Genomic DNA, 18,160 nt, shown 5'->3' on the forward strand with positions numbered 1-18,160 from the left:
GCCGGGACAACCCCAGGAGTCCGTCGGCCACATGTGCGGGATCATCGCCGTCGTCCGCCAACGATCCGATCGGACGCCGCCTGCGCCGGCGGAGGTCACCGACGCCCTCGACGCCGCCTCCCGCCACCTGGCCACCGCGCTCGAGCTCCCGGTCGATCGGGCCCTGATCGAGACGGTGGCGTCGGCCGGCCGGGCCGCCCACGATGCCGACCGCATCCTGCGAGGGGTTCCCGGCGTGGTCGCCCTGCTGGGCTCGGCCGACCTGGCGGCGACGGTGGAGAACCTCGCCGACGGCCTCGATCGCCAGGTGGTCGAGCTCGAAGCGCGTCTCGACGCCGCGGGCGCGGGCGCGGTCGCCGGTTCCGAGCTCGAGGCGCTCAACGCAGCCGTGGTGGCGGTCAAGGACGCCGTGTGGGCCTTGCGCCGCGATCGCCTGCGGGCGGCGCGGAGCGTGGCCGAGCTGGCCGGTCCCGGTGCGGGGCCGAGCGCGGTCGCCGCCCACCTGTCCGTGCACCAGGCCCTCTCGGCCATCGACCGCCTCGAGGTCCGAGGTCGCGACTCGGCCGGCCTGCACCTGTTGGTGCGCGACCACGGCCTCGACCTCGACTCCCCGGCGATCCAGGCCGCCCTGGCCGACCGGGCCGGCGACCCCCTGTTCGGCCACCGGGCGGTGCGCACCCCCGAGGGCCACCTGAGCTTCGTCTACAAGGCGGCGGCCGAGATCGGTGAGCTCGGCGACAACACCCGCCACCTCCGCGACGCCATTCGGGCCGACGCCCTCCTGCGCCAGGCCCTGGGCGCCGACGACGCCCAGGTGGTGGTGCTGGGGCACACCCGGTGGGCCAGCGTCGGCATCATCTCGGCGCCCAACGCCCACCCGTTGAACTCCGAGGAACTCGACGACACGGCGGGCTCCTACGTCACCGCGGTGCTCAACGGCGACGTCGACAACTTCGCCGACCTCAAGGCCACCGAGGGCCTGCGCATCGCCCCGGAGATCACCACCGACGCCAAGGTGATCCCCACGCTCACCAGCCGGGCCATGGCCGACGGCTCGGACCTCGACGAGGCGTTCCGGCGTACCGTCAACCTCCTCGAGGGGTCGGTGGCCATCGCCGCCAGCGCCGCGGGCGATCCCGACGACCTGTTGCTGGCGCTGCGGGGCAGCGGCCAGGCCCTCTACGTGGGGCTGGCCGAGGACGCCTTCATCGTGGCCAGCGAGCCCTACGGGGTGGTCGAGGAGACCGACACCTACCTCCGCCTCGACGGGGAGGTGCCGGCCAGCCCCGACAACCCGGCCAGCAGCGGCCAGGTGGTGCGCCTCCACGGCGACGCCGCCGGCACGGTGGCGGGCATGCAGCGCTGGGCCTACGACGGCACGCTGGTGCCGGTCACCGACTCGGACCTCGCTGTGGCCCAGATCACCACCCGCGACATCGACCGCGGCGACTCCCCCCACTACCTGTTGAAGGAGATCGGCGAGGCTCCGGCCTCGTTCCGCAAGACGCTTCGGGGGAAGCTGGTCGACGGGCCCGACGGCCTGTCGGTCCACCTCGGCGACGACGTCCTGGCGCCCGACGTGCGCACCGCCCTCGCCGACGGCTCCATCAGCCGGGTGCTGGTGATCGGCCAGGGCACCGCCGCCGTGGCCGGCCGGTCGCTGGTCGAGGCCGTGGCCACCCTCGCGCCGACCTCCCGCCTGCGGGTCGAGGCCGTGCTGGCCACCGAGCTGTCGGGCTTCGACCTGCGCGCCTCCATGGAGGACACGTTGGTCGTGGCCGTCAGCCAGAGCGGCACGACCACCGACACCAACCGCACCGTCGACCTGGTGCGGGGGCGGGGCGCCCGCGTGGTGGCGGTGGTGAACCGGCGCAACAGCGATCTCACCGACCGGGCCGACGGCGTGCTCTACACCTCCGACGGGCGCGACGTGGAGATGAGCGTCGCGTCGACCAAGGCCTTCTACGCCCAGATCGCGGCGTGCTATCTGCTCGCCGTGGCCATCGTCGACGCCCGCGGCGACGTCGCCGCCCCTCGGGGTGAGCTGCTCGCCGCGTTGCGCTCCATGCCCGAGGCCATGGAGCGGGTGATGGCCCTTCGTCCCGCCATCGCGGATGCCGCCCGTCGCCTGGCCCCGTCGCGCCGGTACTGGGCCATCGTCGGCAACGGAGCCAACCGCATCGCCGCCGAGGAGATCCGGATCAAGCTCTCCGAGCTCTGCTACAAGGCCATCGCCTGCGACGGCACCGAGGACAAGAAGCACATCGACCTGTCGTCGGAGCCGATGATCCTGGTGTGCGCCGCCGGCCTGCAGGGTTCCACGGCCGACGACGTGGCCAAGGAGGTGGCGATCTACCGGGCCCACAAGGCGGCACCGGTCGTGGTGGCCACCGAGGGCGAGGAGCGCTTCTCCGCCGCCCTGCACGTCATCTCGGTGCCTGTGACCCATCCCCGGCTGGCCTTCGTCCTCTCGGCCATGGTCGGGCACCTCTTCGGCTACGAGGCCGCCCTCGCCATCGATGCCCAGGCGACACCCCTCCGCGAGGCCCGGGCCGCCATCGACGAGGCTGCCGCCGACGGCCTCGACGGCGAGGAGGCCCTGCGTTCTCTCCAACCGGCGCTGACCGCCACCGCCACGCGCTTCTACGACGGCTTGCGCACCGGCGACTACGACGGCCACCTGGAGGCGTCCACCGCCGTGCGCCTCTCGTCGACGTGGCGCTTCGCGCTGGGCGTCATCGGGCTCGACGCCTACCAGCTCGAGCATGGCAAGGTCGGCACGCCGGGGGTGGTCCTCGAGGACCTCTCCATCGCCCTGAGCCGTGCCATCGACGAGCTGACCCGACCCATCGACGCCATCAAGCACCAGGCCAAGACCGTGACGGTGGGCATCTCGCGCAGCGACGAGACCCTGCTGCAGGTGCCGTTGGTGAAAGAGGTGCTCGTCGCCGGCGCCGCCCGTGACCATCTCACCTACGCCACGCTGCGCACCCTGGCCGCCCTCGAGCCCCTCGTCGCCGATGTCCTCGGCTACACGCGGTATGCCATCGACGGCCACGTCGACGCAGTCGACGGGCGCGACGACGCCACCGTGGTGGTGGTCGACCGGGGCGGCATCGGCACCGAGCTGCGTAGCCGCACCGAGGAGGACCCCCAGCTGCGGGGCACCAAGCGCTGGGTCGCCGTCGAGCGCACGGTGCTGGTGGCCAAGGGCCGCAGCGACGGCCGCACCGTCGTGATCGTGCCGGAGATGACCGACGGCGCACCCACCGGGCTGGTGCTGTTGCACGTGCGCCTCGAGGACGACCTGCCCCTGCCCGTGCTGCGGTCGGTGCTGCAGGGCTACCGGAACCGCTACGCCGCCATCAAGCACGCCGTCACCGAGACCGAGCCCGTCTTCCGCGACGACCTGCTCGTCACCGTGCCCGTGGTCGACCTCATGACCGAACCGGTGAACGACCTCGCCGACCGCTGGCGGCCATGACCGTCGCCGATCGGACCCCGGTTCCTGGTGAGGTCGGGGGAGCGCGGCGGTGATCGTGGGCATCGGGGTCGACGTCGTCGACCTCGAGCGCTTCGGGGTGGTCCTGGCCCGCCGGCCCGCCATGGTCGAGCGGCTGTTCACGCCGGCCGAGCGTGAGTACGCGGAGCGCCGCCGCGACCCGGTCGAGCGCTACGCCGTGCGCTTCGCCGCCAAGGAGGCCGTCCTCAAAGCCCTGGGCGTGGGCATCGGATCGGTGGGCTGGCACGACATCGAGGTGCGCCGCGACGACGACGGTCGGCCGTCGGTCGTGCTGTCGGGAGCCGCCGCCGACAAAGCCGCCGAGGCCGGGGTCACCCGCTGGCAGGTGTCGTTGACCCACACCGACCTGGTGGCCCAGGCGACGGTGCTGGCCCAGGGCGCGCCGGCGGCGGACGTCGCATCCGGGCCGGAGGCCCCCACGGCCCCGAGGGGCGCCGCCCACGAGGCCCGCTCGCCCGGGCCCACCGTCGGGTCGTCCGGCGCCGGAGCCGATGGCGGGCAGGACGGCGCGTCGTTCGCCGTCGACGGCCTCCCCGTCGACGGTGGGTTGGTCCCCATCGTCACGCCCGAGGAGATGGGGGCCATCGACCGGTCCGCCCCCGAGCCGGTGAAGGTGCTCATCGGCCGGGCGGGTGGGGCGGTCGCTGGTGCTGCGCGCCGGCTGCTCGGTGGCACCTACGGACGGCGGGTCGTGGTCCTCGAGGGCAAGGGCAACAACGGCAATGACGGTCGCGAGGCCGCCCGGCGCCTGCGCAGTTGGGGGGTGCGGGTCCTCGAGCTCGACGTGGCCAGCGCGCCCGGGCGCCTGCCCGACGCCGACCTCGTCATCGATGCCGCGTTCGGCACCGGGTTCCGTGGCGGCTTCCGGGCCCCGGTCGCGGCCGCGGGAGCGGCCGTCCTCGCCGTCGACATCCCGTCGGGAGTCGACGGTCTCACCGGCGCGCCCAGCGAGCGGGTGCTGGCGGCCGATGCCACCCTCACCTTCGCCGCCCTCAAGCCCGGCCTGGTGCTGCCCCCCGGCTCGGAGCTGGCCGGTCGGGTGGAGGTGGCCGACATCGGCCTCGACGTGTCGGGGGCCCGGGCCCACCTCGTCGGGGCCGCGGCCGTGGCCGGATGGCTCCCCGACGTGCCCGCCACCGGCCACAAGTGGCAGCGGGCCGTGTGGATCGTGGCCGGCAGCCCGGGGATGGCGGGTGCCGCCGCCCTCTGCGCCGGGGGCGCGGCCCGCGCCGGCGCCGGCTACGTGCGCCTCTCCACCCCCGGGGGTCACCCGGCCGGCGCGCCGGTGGAGGCCGTGCTCGGCGACCTGCCGGCCTCGGGGTGGGGTGGCGAGGTGCTCGGCGACCTCGACCGCTTCGCCGCCGTGGTCGTCGGCAACGGGCTGGGGACCTCGCCCGAGATGCGAGCCGAGATCCGATCGGTCGTGGCGGGGGCTGCGGCGCAGGGTGTCCCCACCGTGGTCGACGCCGACGGGCTGACCGCCCTCGGATCCGACGCCGGGGAGCTGGTGGGCCCGGCCACGGTCCTCACCCCTCACGACGGCGAGTTCGCCCGACTGGCAGGGGAGGCCCCCGGCGCCGACCGGCTGGCGTCGGCCCGAGCGCTGGCCGAACGAACCGGTGCCGTGGTGCTGCTCAAGGGGCCCTCCACCGTCGTGGCCCACCCCGACGGGCGGGTCCTGGTCACCACCACCGGTGACCAGCGACTGGCCACCGCCGGCACCGGCGACGTGCTCGCCGGGGTCGTCGGCGCACTCATGGCCCAGGGCCTCGATCCGTGGCGGGCCGCGGCGGCCGGCTCGTTCCTCCACGGGCTCGCCGGCGCCCTAGGCTGGCCTCGCGGCCTGGTCGCCGGGGATCTCCCCGCCGCCCTGCCGGCCGCCATCGCCGAGGTCGCGGCGCTGCGCCCCTAGACCTGGACGACCGTCGTCACCGGAGGACCGATGCTGCTGCGAGACACGCCCGTGCGCGACCTGATGGTCACCGAGGTGCTCACCTTCCGCCCGGCGGACAACGTCCAGGACGCCATGCGGGCGCTCGTCCTGCGCGACATCGACGGGGCTCCCGTGCTCGACGACGACGGCCGGGTGGTGGGGGTGCTCTCCACCGCCGACCTGATCGTGGAGGAGTCCCGGATCCCGCTCCCCGCGGTCATCACGCTGCTCGGCGCGGTGTTGGAGCTCCCGTCGTCCAGGCGACGCTACGAGGAGACGCTCGAGAAGGCCCTCGGGGCCACGGTGGGCGAGGTGATGGCCGACGACGACGTGGTGACCATCGGCCCCGACGAGACCCTCGAGACGGCCGCCACGGTCATGCACGATCGCGATGTGTCGCGTCTGCCCGTCGTCGACCACGACGGGGTCCTCGTCGGCTTGCTGGCGCGAGGCGACATCGTGCGGGCCATCGTCCGCGACGCCGACGCCAGGGGGACGACCAGCCCGACCGAGGGCTGAGAGCGGTGCGCGCCACGCGGGCCGACGTCGACCTCGGTGCCATCGCCCACAACGTGGGGGTGCTCAAGGGGCTGGTCGCCCCGGCCGCGGTGTGCGCGGTGGTCAAAGCCGACGGCTACGGGCACGGGGCCATCGCCGTCAGCCGGGCGGCGCTGGCCGCCGGGGCGGACTGGTTGGCGGTCGCCCTGGTGGAGGAGGGCGTCGTTCTGCGCCGCTCCGAGATCGACGCCCCGGTGCTGTTGCTCTCCCAGCCCCGCCTCGACGACATCGCCGCCGCCGTGCGCTTCGATCTGCGGGTGTGCGTCTACACGCCGGAGGCGGTCGAGGCGGTGGCCGAGGCGGCCAAGCGCGAGCGCCGGTTGGCCCGGGTGCACCTCAAGGTCGACACGGGCATGAACCGGGTCGGCGTGGCCCCACAGGACGCGCTCGCCCTCGCCCGCCGCATCGCCGGGCACGGCAGCCTCGAGCTCGAGGGGGTGTTCACGCACCTGGCGGTGGCCGACGAGCCCGGTCACCCCTTCACCGACACCCAGCTCGACCGCTTCGACGCGGTTGTGGCCGAGCTCGACGCCGACGGCCTGCGTCCCACGCTGTTGCACGCCGCCAACTCGGCCACCGCCATCGAGCATCCCCGGGGCCGCTACGACCTGGTCCGGGCCGGCATCTCCGTCTACGGCATCCCGCCGGCCCCCGTGCTGGCCGACCGGGTCGACCTGCGTCCGGCCATGACGCTGCGTAGCGAGGTCTCCATGGTCAAGCGGGTGGGGGCGGGGGAGGGCATCTCCTACGGGCTGCGCCACGTCTTCGACCGGGAGACCACCGTGGCCACCGTGCCGGTGGGCTACGCCGACGGGGTGTCGAGGCGTCTCAGCGCGCTCGGCACCGACGTCCTCGTGGGTGGGCGGCGCTGCCCCATCGTGGGGACCATCACCATGGACCAGCTGATGGTCGACTGCGGCGACGACGACGTGGCGGTGGGCGACGAGGTGGTGCTCATCGGCCGTCAGGGCGACGAGTGCGTCACCGCCGAGGAATGGGCCGAGCGGCTCGACACCATCGCCTACGAGGTCGTCTGCGGCATCGGTCCCCGGGTGCCCCGCCGCTACCGCTGAGCGCCGCCGGCGACGTCCTGTCCACCGGGGCCGCCAGAGAGCGGTCGTCGCCGAGGCCGGGGAGCGTAGGGTCGGGCCATGCTGACCGACGTCGAGGGAGTCAGGGTCGGGCACTGGACCGACGAGGTCGCCCGCACCGGGTGCACGGTCGTGGTCCTGCCCGAGGGCACGGTCGCCTCGGGCGAGGTGCGCGGCGGCGCCCCCGCCACCCGCGAGTTCGCCCTGCTCGACCCGGCTCGCATCGTCGACCGCCTCGACGCCGTGGTGCTGTCGGGAGGGTCGGCCTTCGGGCTGGCTGCCGCCGACGGCGTGATGGCCGCCCTGGCCGAGGCCGGCCGGGGCTTTGCGACCGGTGCCGGGCCGGTGCCCATCGTGGTGGGCCTGTCGCTGTTCGACCTGCTCGAGGGCGACGGTTCGGTGCGCCCGGGCGCGGGACACGGTGCCGAGGCGCTGGCCTCGGCCCTGGCCGAGCAGCCGCCGTCGCCCGTGCTCGCCGACACGGGCCTGTCCGTCGCCGCGCTGGGCCGGCTCGGTGCGGGAACGGGGGCCACCGTCGGCAAGTGGCGGGGCCGTGACCACGTTCGCCCCGGAGGGATCGGCGCCGCGACCGTCCGCCTCCACGACCTCGTGGTCTCGGCCATGGTCGCGGTGAACGCCTTCGGTGACGTCGAGCCCGAACCGGGGCCGTCGGACCACGTGCCCGTCGCGCTCGAGGACCTGCCCGTCGACGTCGCCACCGGTGCCTTCGGGCCCGCCGCCGGGGCCGGCCTCGCCGAGGAAGCCGCCGGGTTCGGCGGCCCCGGTCCCTCCTCGGGCCAGAACACCACCATCGGCGTCGTGGTCACCAACGCCACCCTCGACAAGGCCGGGTGCCACCTCGTGGCCCAGGGCGCCCACGACGGCTACGCCCGGGCCCTGTTCCCACCCCACACCCGGGTCGACGGCGACGCCGTGGTGGCCGCCGCCACCGGGGTCGTGCCCGCCGACGTCGACCTCGTCCGCCTCCTCGCCGTACGAGCGGTCGACGCCGCCATCCGCGCCGTCGGGCGCTAGCACCGGGCTCTCCGGCCGTCGCCGGTCGCGGCCCAGGGCACTAACCTTTCCGGGTGCCTCTCACCCTCGCCGCGCTCGCCGACGACGCGGCCGGTTGCACCCGCTGCCCCCTCGCCGAGACCCGCACCAACGTCGTCTTCGGCACCGGCGACCCCGTCACCGACCTCATGTTCATCGGAGAGGGGCCCGGCGCCCAGGAGGACGAGCAGGGCCTCCCGTTCGTCGGCCGCTCCGGCCAGCTCCTCGACCGTCTCGTGCTCGAGGAGCTCGGCCTGACCCGCGACCGCGTCTACATCGCCAACGTCGTCAAGTGCCGCCCCCCGAACAACCGCGATCCCGTGCCCGACGAGATCGCCGCCTGCCGGCCCTACCTCGAGTCCCAGCTCGAGCTCATCGCCCCGAAGGTCGTGGTCACCCTGGGCAAGTTCGCCGGCCAACTGCTCCTGGCCTCCAAGGAGGGGATCACCCGCCTCCGGGGCCGCAGCTACCCCTACGGAGGTGCCGTGCTGGTCCCCACCGTCCATCCCGCCTACGTGCTGCGGGGCGGGGCCGAGCCCATGGCCCAGATGCGCGCCGACCTGGTCCGGGCCCGGCTGGCCCTGCGCGACGCCGGCTCCCCGTTGGCCGAGGCGGTGCCGGCCTCGTGATCTGGGCTCGTACGACCGGCGTCGAGGACACCCGCGAGTTGGCCGCCGCCCTGGCCGAGCTGGCCCGACCGGGCGACCTGCTCCTGCTGGCGGGCGACCTCGGGGCGGGCAAGACGGCCTTCACCCAGGGCTTCGGCGCCGCGCTCGGGGTGGACGAGCGCATCACCAGTCCCACCTTCACCCTCGTCAACAGCTACGAGGGGCGCCTCGAGCTGAACCACCTCGATGCCTACCGGCTCGACTCGGTCAACGAGGTGATCGATCTCGGCGTGCCCGAGATGCTCGACGACGGCGGGGTCACCGTCATCGAGTGGGGCGACGTGGTGGCCCCCGCCCTCCCGGCCGACTACCTCGAGGTCCGCTTCACCTTCACCGACGGCTCCGACGACGAGCGCCTCCTGGAGCTGGCGCCCGTGGGGGCCAGGTGGATGGCCCGCACCCGGGCCGTCGCCGCTGCCCTCGCCCCCTGGATCCACGAGGCCGATGCACCCGCTCCCGTGACCGACACCCCGAGCCCCGAGGACCCCGCCTGATGTTGATCGCCGGCATCGACACCGCCACCATCCAGGTGAGCGTGGCCATCGGCGGCCACGAGGGGGTGCTCGCCTCCACCCAGTCGTGCCGCGCCCGCCAGCACGCCGAGGTCCTCACCCCGGCCATCGACTTCACCTGTCGCCAGGCCCGCATCGAGCTGTCCGAGATCAGCGTCGTGGCCGTCGACCTCGGCCCGGGGCTGTTCACCGGCCTGCGGGTCGGCGTGGCCGCGGCCAAGGCCATGGCCCACGCCCTGAAGGTGCCCATGATCGGGGTGCCCAGCCTCGACCTGCTGGCCTTCCCCGTGCGCTTCACCCCCCGCCTCATCGTCGCCGCCATCGACGCCCGTCGGGGCGAGCTCTTCTACGCCTTCTACCGTCAGGTGCCCGGCGGCATCCAGCGCCTCTCACCCCACCAGGTGGGCTCGCCCGACGACCTCGCCTCGGAGCTCCTCGCCGCGGGGGAGGACTGCCTGCTGGTCGGCGACGGCGCCATCCGCTACCGAGAGGTCTTCGACGGCCTGAAGCGCATCGAGATCGTCGAGGAAGGCCTGGCCTACCCGTCGGCGTCGTCGCTGGTGATGCTGGCCCACGCCCGGGCCCTGCGGGAGGAGTGGGTGAAGCCCTGGGACCTGCAACCGCTCTACCTCCGCAAACCCGACGCCGAGATCAACTGGACCACCCGACCCTCGTGACCTCGTCCTCGTCCCCTCCGCCGCCCTCGGAGCCCCGCCCGCCCCGATCGGCGCCGCTCGTCGACCTGGTGGTCGAGCCCATGCGGCGGCGCCACCTCCGAGGGGTGATGCGCATCGACGCGGCGACGTCCTCGACCCCGTGGTCGCTGGGGCTCTTCGTGGCCGAGCTGGGTCGCGGCGACGAGCGCGTCTACCTGGTGGCCCGCGCTGCCGGTCGGGTGGTCGGCTACGCCGGCGCCCTGCTGGTGGCCGGCGAGGCCCACATCACCACCATCGCCGTCGACCCCGACCACCAGGGCGGGGCCGTGGGCCGCCGCCTGCTGGCGGTGCTCATCCGCCGGGTGCTCGAGCTCGGCACCGTGGCCGTCACGCTCGAGGTGCGCACCTCCAACGAGGCGGCCAAGGCGTTGTACCGCCGGTTCGGGTTCGTGCCCGCCGGCGTGCGCAAGGGCTACTACTCCAAGCCCACCGAGGACGCGCTCGTCCTGTGGGCCCACGACGTCGACACCCCCGAGTACGCGGCGCGCCTCGCCGCCATCGAAGCGGCCCTGCCGACCCCGCTCGTCACCGTCGGGCTCCCCGGCCCCTCGTCGCCCGCCGCCGTCCCCACCCCGGAAGGACCCCCCTCGTGACCGGTCAACGCATCCTCGGCATCGAGACCAGCTGCGACGAGACCGCCGCGGCCGTCGTCGTCGACGGCCGAGACGTGCTCTCGTCGGTGGTGTCGAGCCAGGTCGACCTGCACGCCCGCTTCGGCGGGGTCGTGCCCGAGATCGCCAGCCGGGCCCACGTGGAGCTGCTCACGCCCGTCGTGGCCCGGGCGCTGGTGGAGGCCGGCATCGACGACGACCACGTCGACGCGGTGGCCGCCACCGTCGGGCCGGGGCTCATCGGGGCGCTGCTGGTGGGCGTGAGCGCGGCCAAGACCCTGGCCCTGGTCTGGGGGGTGCCCTTCGTGGCCGTGAACCACCTGGAGGCCCACCTCTACGCCGCCCTGCTCGAGGAGCCGGACCTGGATCTGCCGGTGGTGGTGCTGCTCGTCTCGGGCGGCCACACCCTGGTGGTGCTGATGGAGGGCCGCGGCCGCTACCGCATCCTCGGCTCGACCATCGACGACGCCGCCGGCGAGGCCTTCGACAAGGTCGCCCGCTACCTGGGCCTCGGGTACCCCGGCGGTCCCGCCATCGACCGCATCGCCATGGAGGGTGACCCGCAGGCCATCGCCTTCCCCCGGGCCATCCTCGACGAGGGCTACGACTTCTCGTTCTCGGGCCTCAAGACGGCCGTGGTGAACCACGTCCGCAAGCACCCGGACGTCGACACCGCCGACGTGGCCGCCTCGTTCCAGGAGGCGGTGGTCGACGTGCTGGTCACCAAGGCCCGTCGGGCCGCCCGGGACCACGGGGCCAAGGGGCTGTGCCTGGCGGGTGGGGTGGCGGCCAACTCCCAGCTGCGCGAGCGCATCCTCGACGCCTGCATGGCCGACGGCCTGCAGGCCTTCCTGCCCAGCCGGTCGATGTGCACCGACAACGCCGCCATGGTGGCCGCCGCCGGCTGGTACCGGCTCCGCTCCGACGGGCCCAGCCCGCTCGACACGGGCGCCTCACCGAACCTGCGGCTCACCTCCACGGTCTGACGGCGAGTGGGGTTGCCCCCTGCTCGCACCGCGCCTATCGTTAGCACTCGGTCAGCGAGAGTGCTAAGCGCTCTCGGCCCGAGAGTGCTAGATACCCCGCCAACGGAGGCGCCGTACATGAAGCTTCAGCCCCTGGAAGACCGGATCGTCGTTCGTCCGGGTCAGTCCGAGGAGACCACCGCCAGCGGCCTGGTCATCCCCGACACCGCCAAGGAAAAGCCCCAGCAGGGCGAGGTCCTCGCCGTCGGCCCCGGCCGTCGCAGCGAGCAGAGCGGCGAGGTCATCCCCGTCGACGTCAAGGTCGGCGACACCGTCGTCTACAGCAAGTACGGCGGCACCGAGATCACCGCCGACGGTGAGGACGTCTTGATCCTCAACGCCCGCGACGTGCTCGCCGTCATCAAGTAAGGAACCACATGGCAAAGATCCTGAAGTTCGACGAGGACGCCCGGCGCGCCCTCGAGGCCGGCGTCAACAAGCTGGCCGACGCCGTCAAGGTCACGCTCGGCCCCAAGGGCCGCAACGTCGTCCTCGACAAGAAGTGGGGCGCTCCCACCATCACCAACGACGGCGTGTCCATCGCCCGTGAGGTGGAGCTGGACGACCCGTTCGAGAACATGGGCGCCCAGCTGGTGAAGGAGGTCGCCACCAAGACCAACGACATCGCCGGTGACGGCACCACCACCGCCACCGTGCTGGCCCAGGCCCTGGTCCGCGAAGGCCTGCGCAACGTGGCCGCCGGCGCCAGCCCGCTCGGCCTCAAGCGAGGCATCGAGAAGGCCGTGGCCAAGGCCGTGGAGAGCATCCACGCCCAGGCCAAGGAGATCGACGACAAGAGCGAGATCGCCCAGGTCGCCAGCATCTCGGCCGCCGACACCACCATCGGTGAGGTCATCGCCGACGCCATCGACAAGGTGGGCAAGGACGGCGTGGTCACCGTCGAGGAGTCGAACACCTTCGGCATGGATCTCGACTTCGTCGAGGGCATGCAGTTCGACAAGGGCTACCTGTCGCCCTACTTCGTCACCGACGCCGAGCGCCAGGAAGCGGTCCTCGACAACCCCTACATCCTCTTCGTCAACTCCAAGATCACCTCGGTGCAGGACCTCCTGCCGGTGCTCGAGAAGGTGATGCAGGGCGGCAAGCCGCTGCTGATCGTGGCCGAGGACATCGAGGGCGAGGCTCTCGCCACCCTCGTGGTCAACAAGATCCGCGGCACCTTCAACTCGGTGGCCGTCAAGGCCCCCGGCTTCGGTGAGCGCCGCAAGGCCATGATGGCCGACATGGCCGTCCTCACCGGGGGTCAGGTCATCTCCGAGGAGATCGGGCTCAAGCTCGACTCGGCGACCCTCGACCTGCTGGGCCAGGCCCGCAAGATCGTGGTCACCAAGGACGCCACCACCATCGTCGAGGGCGGCGGCGACCAGGCCGACGTGGCCGGTCGCATCGCCCAGATCAAGGCCGAGATCGACAACACCGACTCGGACTGGGACCGCGAGAAGCTCCAGGAGCGCCTGGCCAAGCTCTCCGGTGGCGTGGCCGTCATCAAGGTCGGCGCCGCCACCGAGGTGGAGCTCAAGGAGAAGAAGCACCGCATCGAGGACGCCCTGAGCGCCACCCGTGCGGCCATCGAGGAAGGCGTGGTCGCCGGTGGCGGCACCGCCCTGCTCCGGGCCCGCGCCACGCTCAAGGACACCGTCGACTCCCTCGAGGGCGACGAGGCCACCGGTGCCCGGGCCGTGTACCGGGCGCTCGAGGCTCCGGCTCGGCTCATCGCCGACAACGCCGGCCTCGAAGGTGCGGTCATCGTCCAGCAGGTGGAGGCCGAGACCGGTTCCACCGGCCTCAACGCCGCCACCGGCGAGATGGTCGACCTGCTCAAGGCCGGTGTCATCGACCCGGCCAAGGTGACCCGTGCGGCGCTGCAGAACGCGGCGTCCATCGCCGCCCTGCTGCTCACCACCGAGGCGCTCGTGGCCGACAAGCCCGAGCCCGCCGGCGGCGGTGCCGATGCCGCCGCGGCCGCAGCCGCCATGGGTGGCATGGGCGGCATGGGTGGCATGGGCGGGATGATGTGACCCAGGCTCCGGCCTGAGCACACCCGCTCGAACCCGAAGAACCCGAACGGAGGGGCCGGCTCAGCCCGGCCCCTCCGTCGCGTCCGGGCCCGGGTTCGCTCGCCGACACGATGCGGGGTCCGGGACGGGGCCGGGCTCGGTAACCTCCGATCATGGAGATCCCGCCCCCTGACCCCGAGAAGCTGCTGGCCGCCTGGATGGAGTGGGAGCGCGGTGAGGTGAACCCCGGTCGGGCCATGGCCAACCTCAAGACCGCGGGGATGCCCGATCTGTTGCGCCAGCTCGTCGAGGCCTTGGCCGAGACGTCCGACTGACCGGCGGCGCGGTCTCGGCCATGCCCGCGCGGGGCGGACGCCAGGTCATCCCCCGGCCGAACTCGGTTCGGCCCGGTCGGCCCGCGCCCTGGGCCGGGCTCCCCGCCGGACGGTTGCAGCCCAGCCTCGACGACGTGGTGGCGGCCATGGCCTCCGCCCCCCCGCCTCGACCCTCCGATCGCGAGGGCCCGGGGGTCCGCGCCTCGGCCGTGCTGGCCGCCCTGTACGAGTTCGACGGCGAGGCGGTGGTGGTGCTCACCCGCCGGGCGCAGCACATGCGCAGCCACCGGGGCGAGGTGGCCTTCCCCGGAGGACGCCAGGAGCCGGGCGAGGACCTGTGGGACACAGCGCTCCGCGAAGCCAACGAGGAGGTCGACCTCGATCCGGCCGACGTCGAGCTGCTCGGCGAGCTCGACCACCTCCGCACCGTCACGAGCCACTCGTTCATCGCCCCCTACGTGGCCCGCCTGGCGGGTCGCCCCCAGCTGACCCCGTCCCCGGACGAGGTCGAGCACGTCCTGCACGTCCCCCTCGCCGTGCTGCTGGCGCCGGACGTGTTCCGCGAGGAGCGCTGGGGCATCCCGCCGATGGACCGGCCCATCTACTTCTTCGAGGTGGTGGGCGACACCATCTGGGGGGCCACCGGAGCCATGTTGCGCAACCTGCTGGGCGTGGTCACGGGCACCTACGACCCCGACGACCATCCGCCCCCATGGGGCGCCCTGCCCGGCGAAGACCGCCACGACCACGCCTGAGCGCGAGCCCCGAGCGTGACCGGCGGGTGGGGGCTACCGTGCGGCCATGGCCCGGTTGACCTTCGAAGCCGACACCCACGGAGAGCTCGTCGCCCAGGTGCGGGCGTGGCTGGCCTCGGTCGAGAACACCGACGGCCCCATCTCGGTGGCCGACGCCATCTCCCAGGGGGCCGGGCTGACCAAGGACGCCCTGCGCATCATCGCCGCCGCGGCGCCTGCGCCGGTGGCCCAGAGCGATGTCGTGAAGTCGCTCACGGGCATGGGCTACAAGGTCACCGACTCCACCTCGAAGGCCCTCGTCGACGGCCTCCAGAGCGTGGAAGCCCTGACGGGCGGCAGCGTCATCGAGCAGGTCTCCGACCGGGGCCGGGCCACCCTGTGGAGCATGAACCAGAAGGTGGCCAAGCAGGTCCTGCGGACCCTCGCCGGGAGCTGATCGGCGGCGGCGGGACGGGCCCCGCAGCGGGCTCGGGCCTCGTCGGCGGACGGGGTAGACTCCCACCCTTCCAGCGGAGTGGGGCCCCTCACGGGCTCGGCCTCTGCTGTTCTCTCGCAGCGACACACCCAGTGAAGGGACTCTGACATGGCCGAGGTCGAGATCGGGATGGGCAAGTCGGGGCGTCGCGCCTACGGCTTCGACGACATCGCCATCGTTCCCAGTCGCCGCACCCGCGATCCCGAGGACGTCGACATCTCCTGGGAGATCGACGCCTTCCGCTTCGAGCTCCCCCTCATGGGCTCGGCCATGGACGGGGTCATCAGCCCCGCCACCGCCATCGAGATGGGCCGCCTCGGCGGCGTCGGCGTGCTCAACCTCGAGGGCCTCTGGACCCGTTACGAGGATCCCGAGCCGCTGTTCGAGGAGATCGCCGAGCTGCCCACCGACAAGGCCACCGCCCGGATGCAGCAGATGTACAGCGAGCCCATCAAGCTCGAGCTGGTGGGTCAGCGCATCCGTGAGATCAAGGACGCCGGCGTGGTCAGCTGCGCCTCGGTCACCCCGCAGCGCACGGCGGCGCTGGCCTCCGAGATCGTCGACGCCGAGCTCGACCTGCTCGTCATCCAGGGCACCGTGGTCTCGGCCGAGCACGTGTCCAAGACGGTCGAGCCGCTCAACCTCAAGAAGTTCGTCCGCGAGATCGACATCCCGGTCATCGTCGGCGGGTGCGCCAGCTACCAGGCCGCCCTGCACCTCATGCGCACCGGTGCCGCCGGTGTGCTCGTCGGCGTCGGCCCCGGCCACGCCTGCACCACCCGGGGCGTGCTCGGCATCGGTGTCCCCCAGGCCACCGCCATCGCCGACGCCAAGTCGGCCCGCATGCGCCACCTCGACGAGACCGGCGTCTACTGCCAGGTCATCGCGGACGGCGGCATGGGCACGGGCGGCGACATCGCCAAGGCCATCGTCTGCGGCGCCGACGCCGTCATGATCGGCTCCCCGCTGGCCACGGCCGCCGAGGCGCCGGGCCGGGGGTACCACTGGGGCATGGCCACCTTCCACCCCACGCTGCCCCGCGGCGCTCGGGTCAAGACCACCACCCGGGGCACCCTCGAGGAGATCTTGGTGGGCCCGGCCCACGAGAACGACGGTCGCATGAACCTGTTCGGCGCCTTGCGCACCTCCATGGCCACCTGCGGCTACGAGACGGTCAAGGAGTTCCAGAAGGCCGAGGTCATGGTCGCCCCGGCGCTCATGACCGAGGGCAAGAACCTCCAGAAGTCCCAGGGTGTGGGGATGGGCCACTGAGCGGCGCGGTGCCGGTTCCGCCCTCCACTCCTCCAGCCGACCTCACGGACCTCGAATGACCGAACCAGTGCGGCCCGCCGACCCCGTCCTGGTGGTCGACTTCGGGGCCCAGTACGCCCAGCTCATCGCCCGCCGGGTGCGTGAGGCCCACGTCTACTCCGAGATCGTCCCGCACTCCCTGAGCGCGGCCGAGATCGCCGAGCGGTCGCCACGGGGCATCGTGCTCTCGGGCGGCCCGGCGTCGGTGCACGTCGAGGGCGCACCCTCCATCGACCCGGGGGTCTACGAGCTCGGCGTGCCCATCCTGGGCATCTGCTACGGAGCCCAGCTCCTCGCCCGCGACCTCGGTGGCGAGGTGGCTCGCACCGGCCGGGGCGAGTACGGCCGCACCGATCTCGACGTCGTCGACCAGCAGGTGCTGTTCGGGCCGGCGCAACCGTCGCACCAGCCGGTGTGGATGAGCCACTTCGACACCATCACTGCGCCCCCTGCTGGGGCCACGGTCACGGCCTCCACCCCGGACACCCCGGCGGCCGCCTTCGAGGACGTCGACGCCAAGGTCTACGGGGTGCAGTTCCACCCCGAGGTCGTCCACACGCCGCACGGCCAGGAGGTGCTCGAGCACTTCTTGTACGACGCCTGCGGGCTGGCCCCGGGCTGGACGATGACGTCGATCATCGAGACCCAGGTGGCCGCCATCCGAGCCCAGGTCGGCGATGGTCGCGCCATCTGCGGGTTGTCCGGCGGCGTCGACTCCGCCGTGGCCGCGGCGTTGGTGCACAAGGCCATCGGCGGCCAGCTCACCTGCGTGTTCGTCGACACCGGGCTCATGCGCCAGGGCGAGGGCGAGCAGGTGGTGGAGACGTTTCGGCGCCACCAGGGCATCGAGCTCATCCACGTGCGGGCCGGCGACCGCTTCTTCGAGAAGCTGGCCGGCGTCACCGATCCGGAGGACAAGCGCAAGGCCATCGGCGAGCTGTTCATCCGGGTCTTCGAGGACGCGGCCGGTGGGCTCTCCGACGCCAAGTACCTCGTGCAGGGCACGCTCTACCCCGACGTCATCGAATCGGGCACCAAGGACGCAGCCAAGATCAAGAGCCACCACAACGTGGGTGGTCTGCCCGACGACATGGACTTCGAGCTCGTCGAGCCGTTGCGGGCGCTGTTCAAGGACGAGGTGCGCAAGGTCGGCACCGAGCTCGGCCTCCCCGACGAGATCGTGTGGCGCCAGCCCTTCCCGGGCCCGGGCCTGGGGGTGCGCATCATCGGCGAGGTCACCCCCGAGAAGGTGGCCATGCTGCAGCGGGCCGACGCCATCGTGCGCGAGGAGGTGAAGTCTGCCGGCCTCGAGCGCGAGATCTGGCAGGCCTTCGCCGTGCTGCCCGACATTCGATCGGTCGGCGTGATGGGCGACGAGCGCACCTACGGCCACCCGATCATCATCCGGGCGGTCACCAGCGAAGACGCCATGACGGCGGACTGGGCCCGGCTCCCCTACGAGCTGCTCGAGACCATGTCGGGCCGCATCATCAACGAGGTGGCGGGCATCAACCGGGTGGCCTACGACGTCACCTCCAAGCCCCCCGGCACCATCGAGTGGGAGTGAACGCCCCCG

At 73.0% G+C, this 18,160-nt stretch carries 17 protein-coding genes; all 17 read left to right on the forward strand.

Translation table 11 applies throughout. The annotated features are described in order from the left end of the window. The first annotated feature begins 31 nt into the window (after positions 1 to 31). Positions 32 to 3,484: an SIS domain-containing protein gene (locus tag LUW87_RS16775; RefSeq protein ID WP_232672354.1), complete on the forward strand. Its 3,453-nt coding sequence runs from the start codon at positions 32 to 34 to the stop codon at positions 3,482 to 3,484. Between the two features lie 49 nt (positions 3,485 to 3,533). Continuing rightward, complete coding sequence (locus LUW87_RS16785; RefSeq protein ID WP_346742586.1) at positions 3,534 to 5,435, forward strand: NAD(P)H-hydrate dehydratase; 1,902 nt, start codon at positions 3,534 to 3,536, stop codon at positions 5,433 to 5,435. A gap of 30 nt (positions 5,436 to 5,465) precedes the next feature. Next, positions 5,466 to 5,975, forward strand: coding sequence for a CBS domain-containing protein (locus LUW87_RS16790; protein ID WP_232672355.1), 510 nt, complete (start codon positions 5,466 to 5,468; stop codon positions 5,973 to 5,975). Positions 5,976 to 5,980: 5 nt separating this feature from the next. Continuing rightward, positions 5,981 to 7,087, forward strand: a complete 1,107-nt coding sequence (alr, locus tag LUW87_RS16795) for an alanine racemase (RefSeq protein ID WP_232672356.1) — start codon at positions 5,981 to 5,983, stop codon at positions 7,085 to 7,087. A 78-nt stretch (positions 7,088 to 7,165) separates the two neighbouring features. Then, complete coding sequence (locus LUW87_RS16800) at positions 7,166 to 8,140, forward strand: P1 family peptidase (protein WP_232672357.1); 975 nt, start codon at positions 7,166 to 7,168, stop codon at positions 8,138 to 8,140. Between the two features lie 53 nt (positions 8,141 to 8,193). Beyond that, positions 8,194 to 8,787, forward strand: a complete 594-nt coding sequence (locus LUW87_RS16805; protein WP_232672358.1) for a uracil-DNA glycosylase — start codon at positions 8,194 to 8,196, stop codon at positions 8,785 to 8,787. Next, positions 8,784 to 9,320, forward strand: coding sequence for a tRNA (adenosine(37)-N6)-threonylcarbamoyltransferase complex ATPase subunit type 1 TsaE (gene tsaE, locus LUW87_RS16810; protein ID WP_232672359.1), 537 nt, complete (start codon positions 8,784 to 8,786; stop codon positions 9,318 to 9,320). The genes LUW87_RS16805 and tsaE overlap by 4 nt, the downstream gene beginning before the upstream one ends. Beyond that, positions 9,320 to 10,015, forward strand: a complete 696-nt coding sequence (gene tsaB / locus LUW87_RS16815; RefSeq protein WP_232672360.1) for a tRNA (adenosine(37)-N6)-threonylcarbamoyltransferase complex dimerization subunit type 1 TsaB — start codon at positions 9,320 to 9,322, stop codon at positions 10,013 to 10,015. The genes tsaE and tsaB overlap by 1 nt, the downstream gene beginning before the upstream one ends. Continuing rightward, entirely contained in the window at positions 10,012 to 10,647 is a 636-nt protein-coding gene (rimI, locus tag LUW87_RS16820; RefSeq protein WP_232672361.1) for a ribosomal protein S18-alanine N-acetyltransferase, read from the forward strand. Before tsaB ends, rimI begins: the two co-directional genes overlap by 4 nt. Further along, positions 10,644 to 11,651: a tRNA (adenosine(37)-N6)-threonylcarbamoyltransferase complex transferase subunit TsaD gene (tsaD, locus tag LUW87_RS16825; protein ID WP_232672362.1), complete on the forward strand. Its 1,008-nt coding sequence runs from the start codon at positions 10,644 to 10,646 to the stop codon at positions 11,649 to 11,651. The genes rimI and tsaD overlap by 4 nt, the downstream gene beginning before the upstream one ends. 117 nt (positions 11,652 to 11,768) lie before the next feature. Beyond that, positions 11,769 to 12,059, forward strand: coding sequence for a co-chaperone GroES (gene groES, locus LUW87_RS16830; RefSeq protein ID WP_232672363.1), 291 nt, complete (start codon positions 11,769 to 11,771; stop codon positions 12,057 to 12,059). 8 nt (positions 12,060 to 12,067) lie between these two features. Then, on the forward strand, positions 12,068 to 13,729 hold the full coding sequence (groL, locus tag LUW87_RS16835) for a chaperonin GroEL (RefSeq protein ID WP_232672364.1): 1,662 nt from the start codon (positions 12,068 to 12,070) through the stop codon (positions 13,727 to 13,729). A gap of 152 nt (positions 13,730 to 13,881) precedes the next feature. Beyond that, positions 13,882 to 14,043, forward strand: a complete 162-nt coding sequence (locus LUW87_RS16840) for a hypothetical protein (protein ID WP_232672365.1) — start codon at positions 13,882 to 13,884, stop codon at positions 14,041 to 14,043. A gap of 146 nt (positions 14,044 to 14,189) precedes the next feature. Continuing rightward, entirely contained in the window at positions 14,190 to 14,798 is a 609-nt protein-coding gene (locus LUW87_RS16845; RefSeq protein ID WP_232672366.1) for an NUDIX hydrolase, read from the forward strand. A 46-nt stretch (positions 14,799 to 14,844) separates the two neighbouring features. Beyond that, a complete protein-coding gene (locus LUW87_RS16850) occupies positions 14,845 to 15,234 on the forward strand; it encodes a hypothetical protein (RefSeq protein WP_232672367.1) in 390 nt (129 codons plus the stop codon). Between the two features lie 147 nt (positions 15,235 to 15,381). Then, positions 15,382 to 16,545, forward strand: a complete 1,164-nt coding sequence (locus tag LUW87_RS16855; protein ID WP_232672368.1) for a GuaB3 family IMP dehydrogenase-related protein — start codon at positions 15,382 to 15,384, stop codon at positions 16,543 to 16,545. Between the two features lie 55 nt (positions 16,546 to 16,600). Further along, positions 16,601 to 18,151, forward strand: coding sequence for a glutamine-hydrolyzing GMP synthase (guaA, locus tag LUW87_RS16860; RefSeq protein WP_232672369.1), 1,551 nt, complete (start codon positions 16,601 to 16,603; stop codon positions 18,149 to 18,151). Positions 18,152 to 18,160 lie beyond the last annotated feature (9 nt).

The organism is Rhabdothermincola salaria (assembly GCF_021246445.1).
In the GTDB taxonomy this organism is placed as follows: domain Bacteria; phylum Actinomycetota; class Acidimicrobiia; order Acidimicrobiales; family Acidimicrobilacustridaceae; genus Rhabdothermincola_A; species Rhabdothermincola_A salaria.

What these genes read in the sequence shown, in the direction of transcription:
- LUW87_RS16775 (WP_232672354.1), top strand. Translation starts at nt 32, where the DNA reads ATGTGCGGGATCATCGCCGTCGTCCGCCAACGATCCGATCGGACGCCG.
- LUW87_RS16790 (WP_232672355.1), top strand. Translation starts at nt 5,466, where the DNA reads ATGCTGCTGCGAGACACGCCCGTGCGCGACCTGATGGTCACCGAGGTG.
- LUW87_RS16800 (WP_232672357.1), top strand. Translation starts at nt 7,166, where the DNA reads ATGCTGACCGACGTCGAGGGAGTCAGGGTCGGGCACTGGACCGACGAG.
- tsaB (WP_232672360.1), top strand. Translation starts at nt 9,320, where the DNA reads ATGTTGATCGCCGGCATCGACACCGCCACCATCCAGGTGAGCGTGGCC.
- groES (WP_232672363.1), top strand. Translation starts at nt 11,769, where the DNA reads ATGAAGCTTCAGCCCCTGGAAGACCGGATCGTCGTTCGTCCGGGTCAG.
- groL (WP_232672364.1), top strand. Translation starts at nt 12,068, where the DNA reads ATGGCAAAGATCCTGAAGTTCGACGAGGACGCCCGGCGCGCCCTCGAG.
- LUW87_RS16840 (WP_232672365.1), top strand. Translation starts at nt 13,882, where the DNA reads ATGGAGATCCCGCCCCCTGACCCCGAGAAGCTGCTGGCCGCCTGGATG.
- LUW87_RS16845 (WP_232672366.1), top strand. Translation starts at nt 14,190, where the DNA reads ATGGCCTCCGCCCCCCCGCCTCGACCCTCCGATCGCGAGGGCCCGGGG.
- LUW87_RS16850 (WP_232672367.1), top strand. Translation starts at nt 14,845, where the DNA reads ATGGCCCGGTTGACCTTCGAAGCCGACACCCACGGAGAGCTCGTCGCC.
- LUW87_RS16855 (WP_232672368.1), top strand. Translation starts at nt 15,382, where the DNA reads ATGGCCGAGGTCGAGATCGGGATGGGCAAGTCGGGGCGTCGCGCCTAC.
- guaA (WP_232672369.1), top strand. Translation starts at nt 16,601, where the DNA reads ATGACCGAACCAGTGCGGCCCGCCGACCCCGTCCTGGTGGTCGACTTC.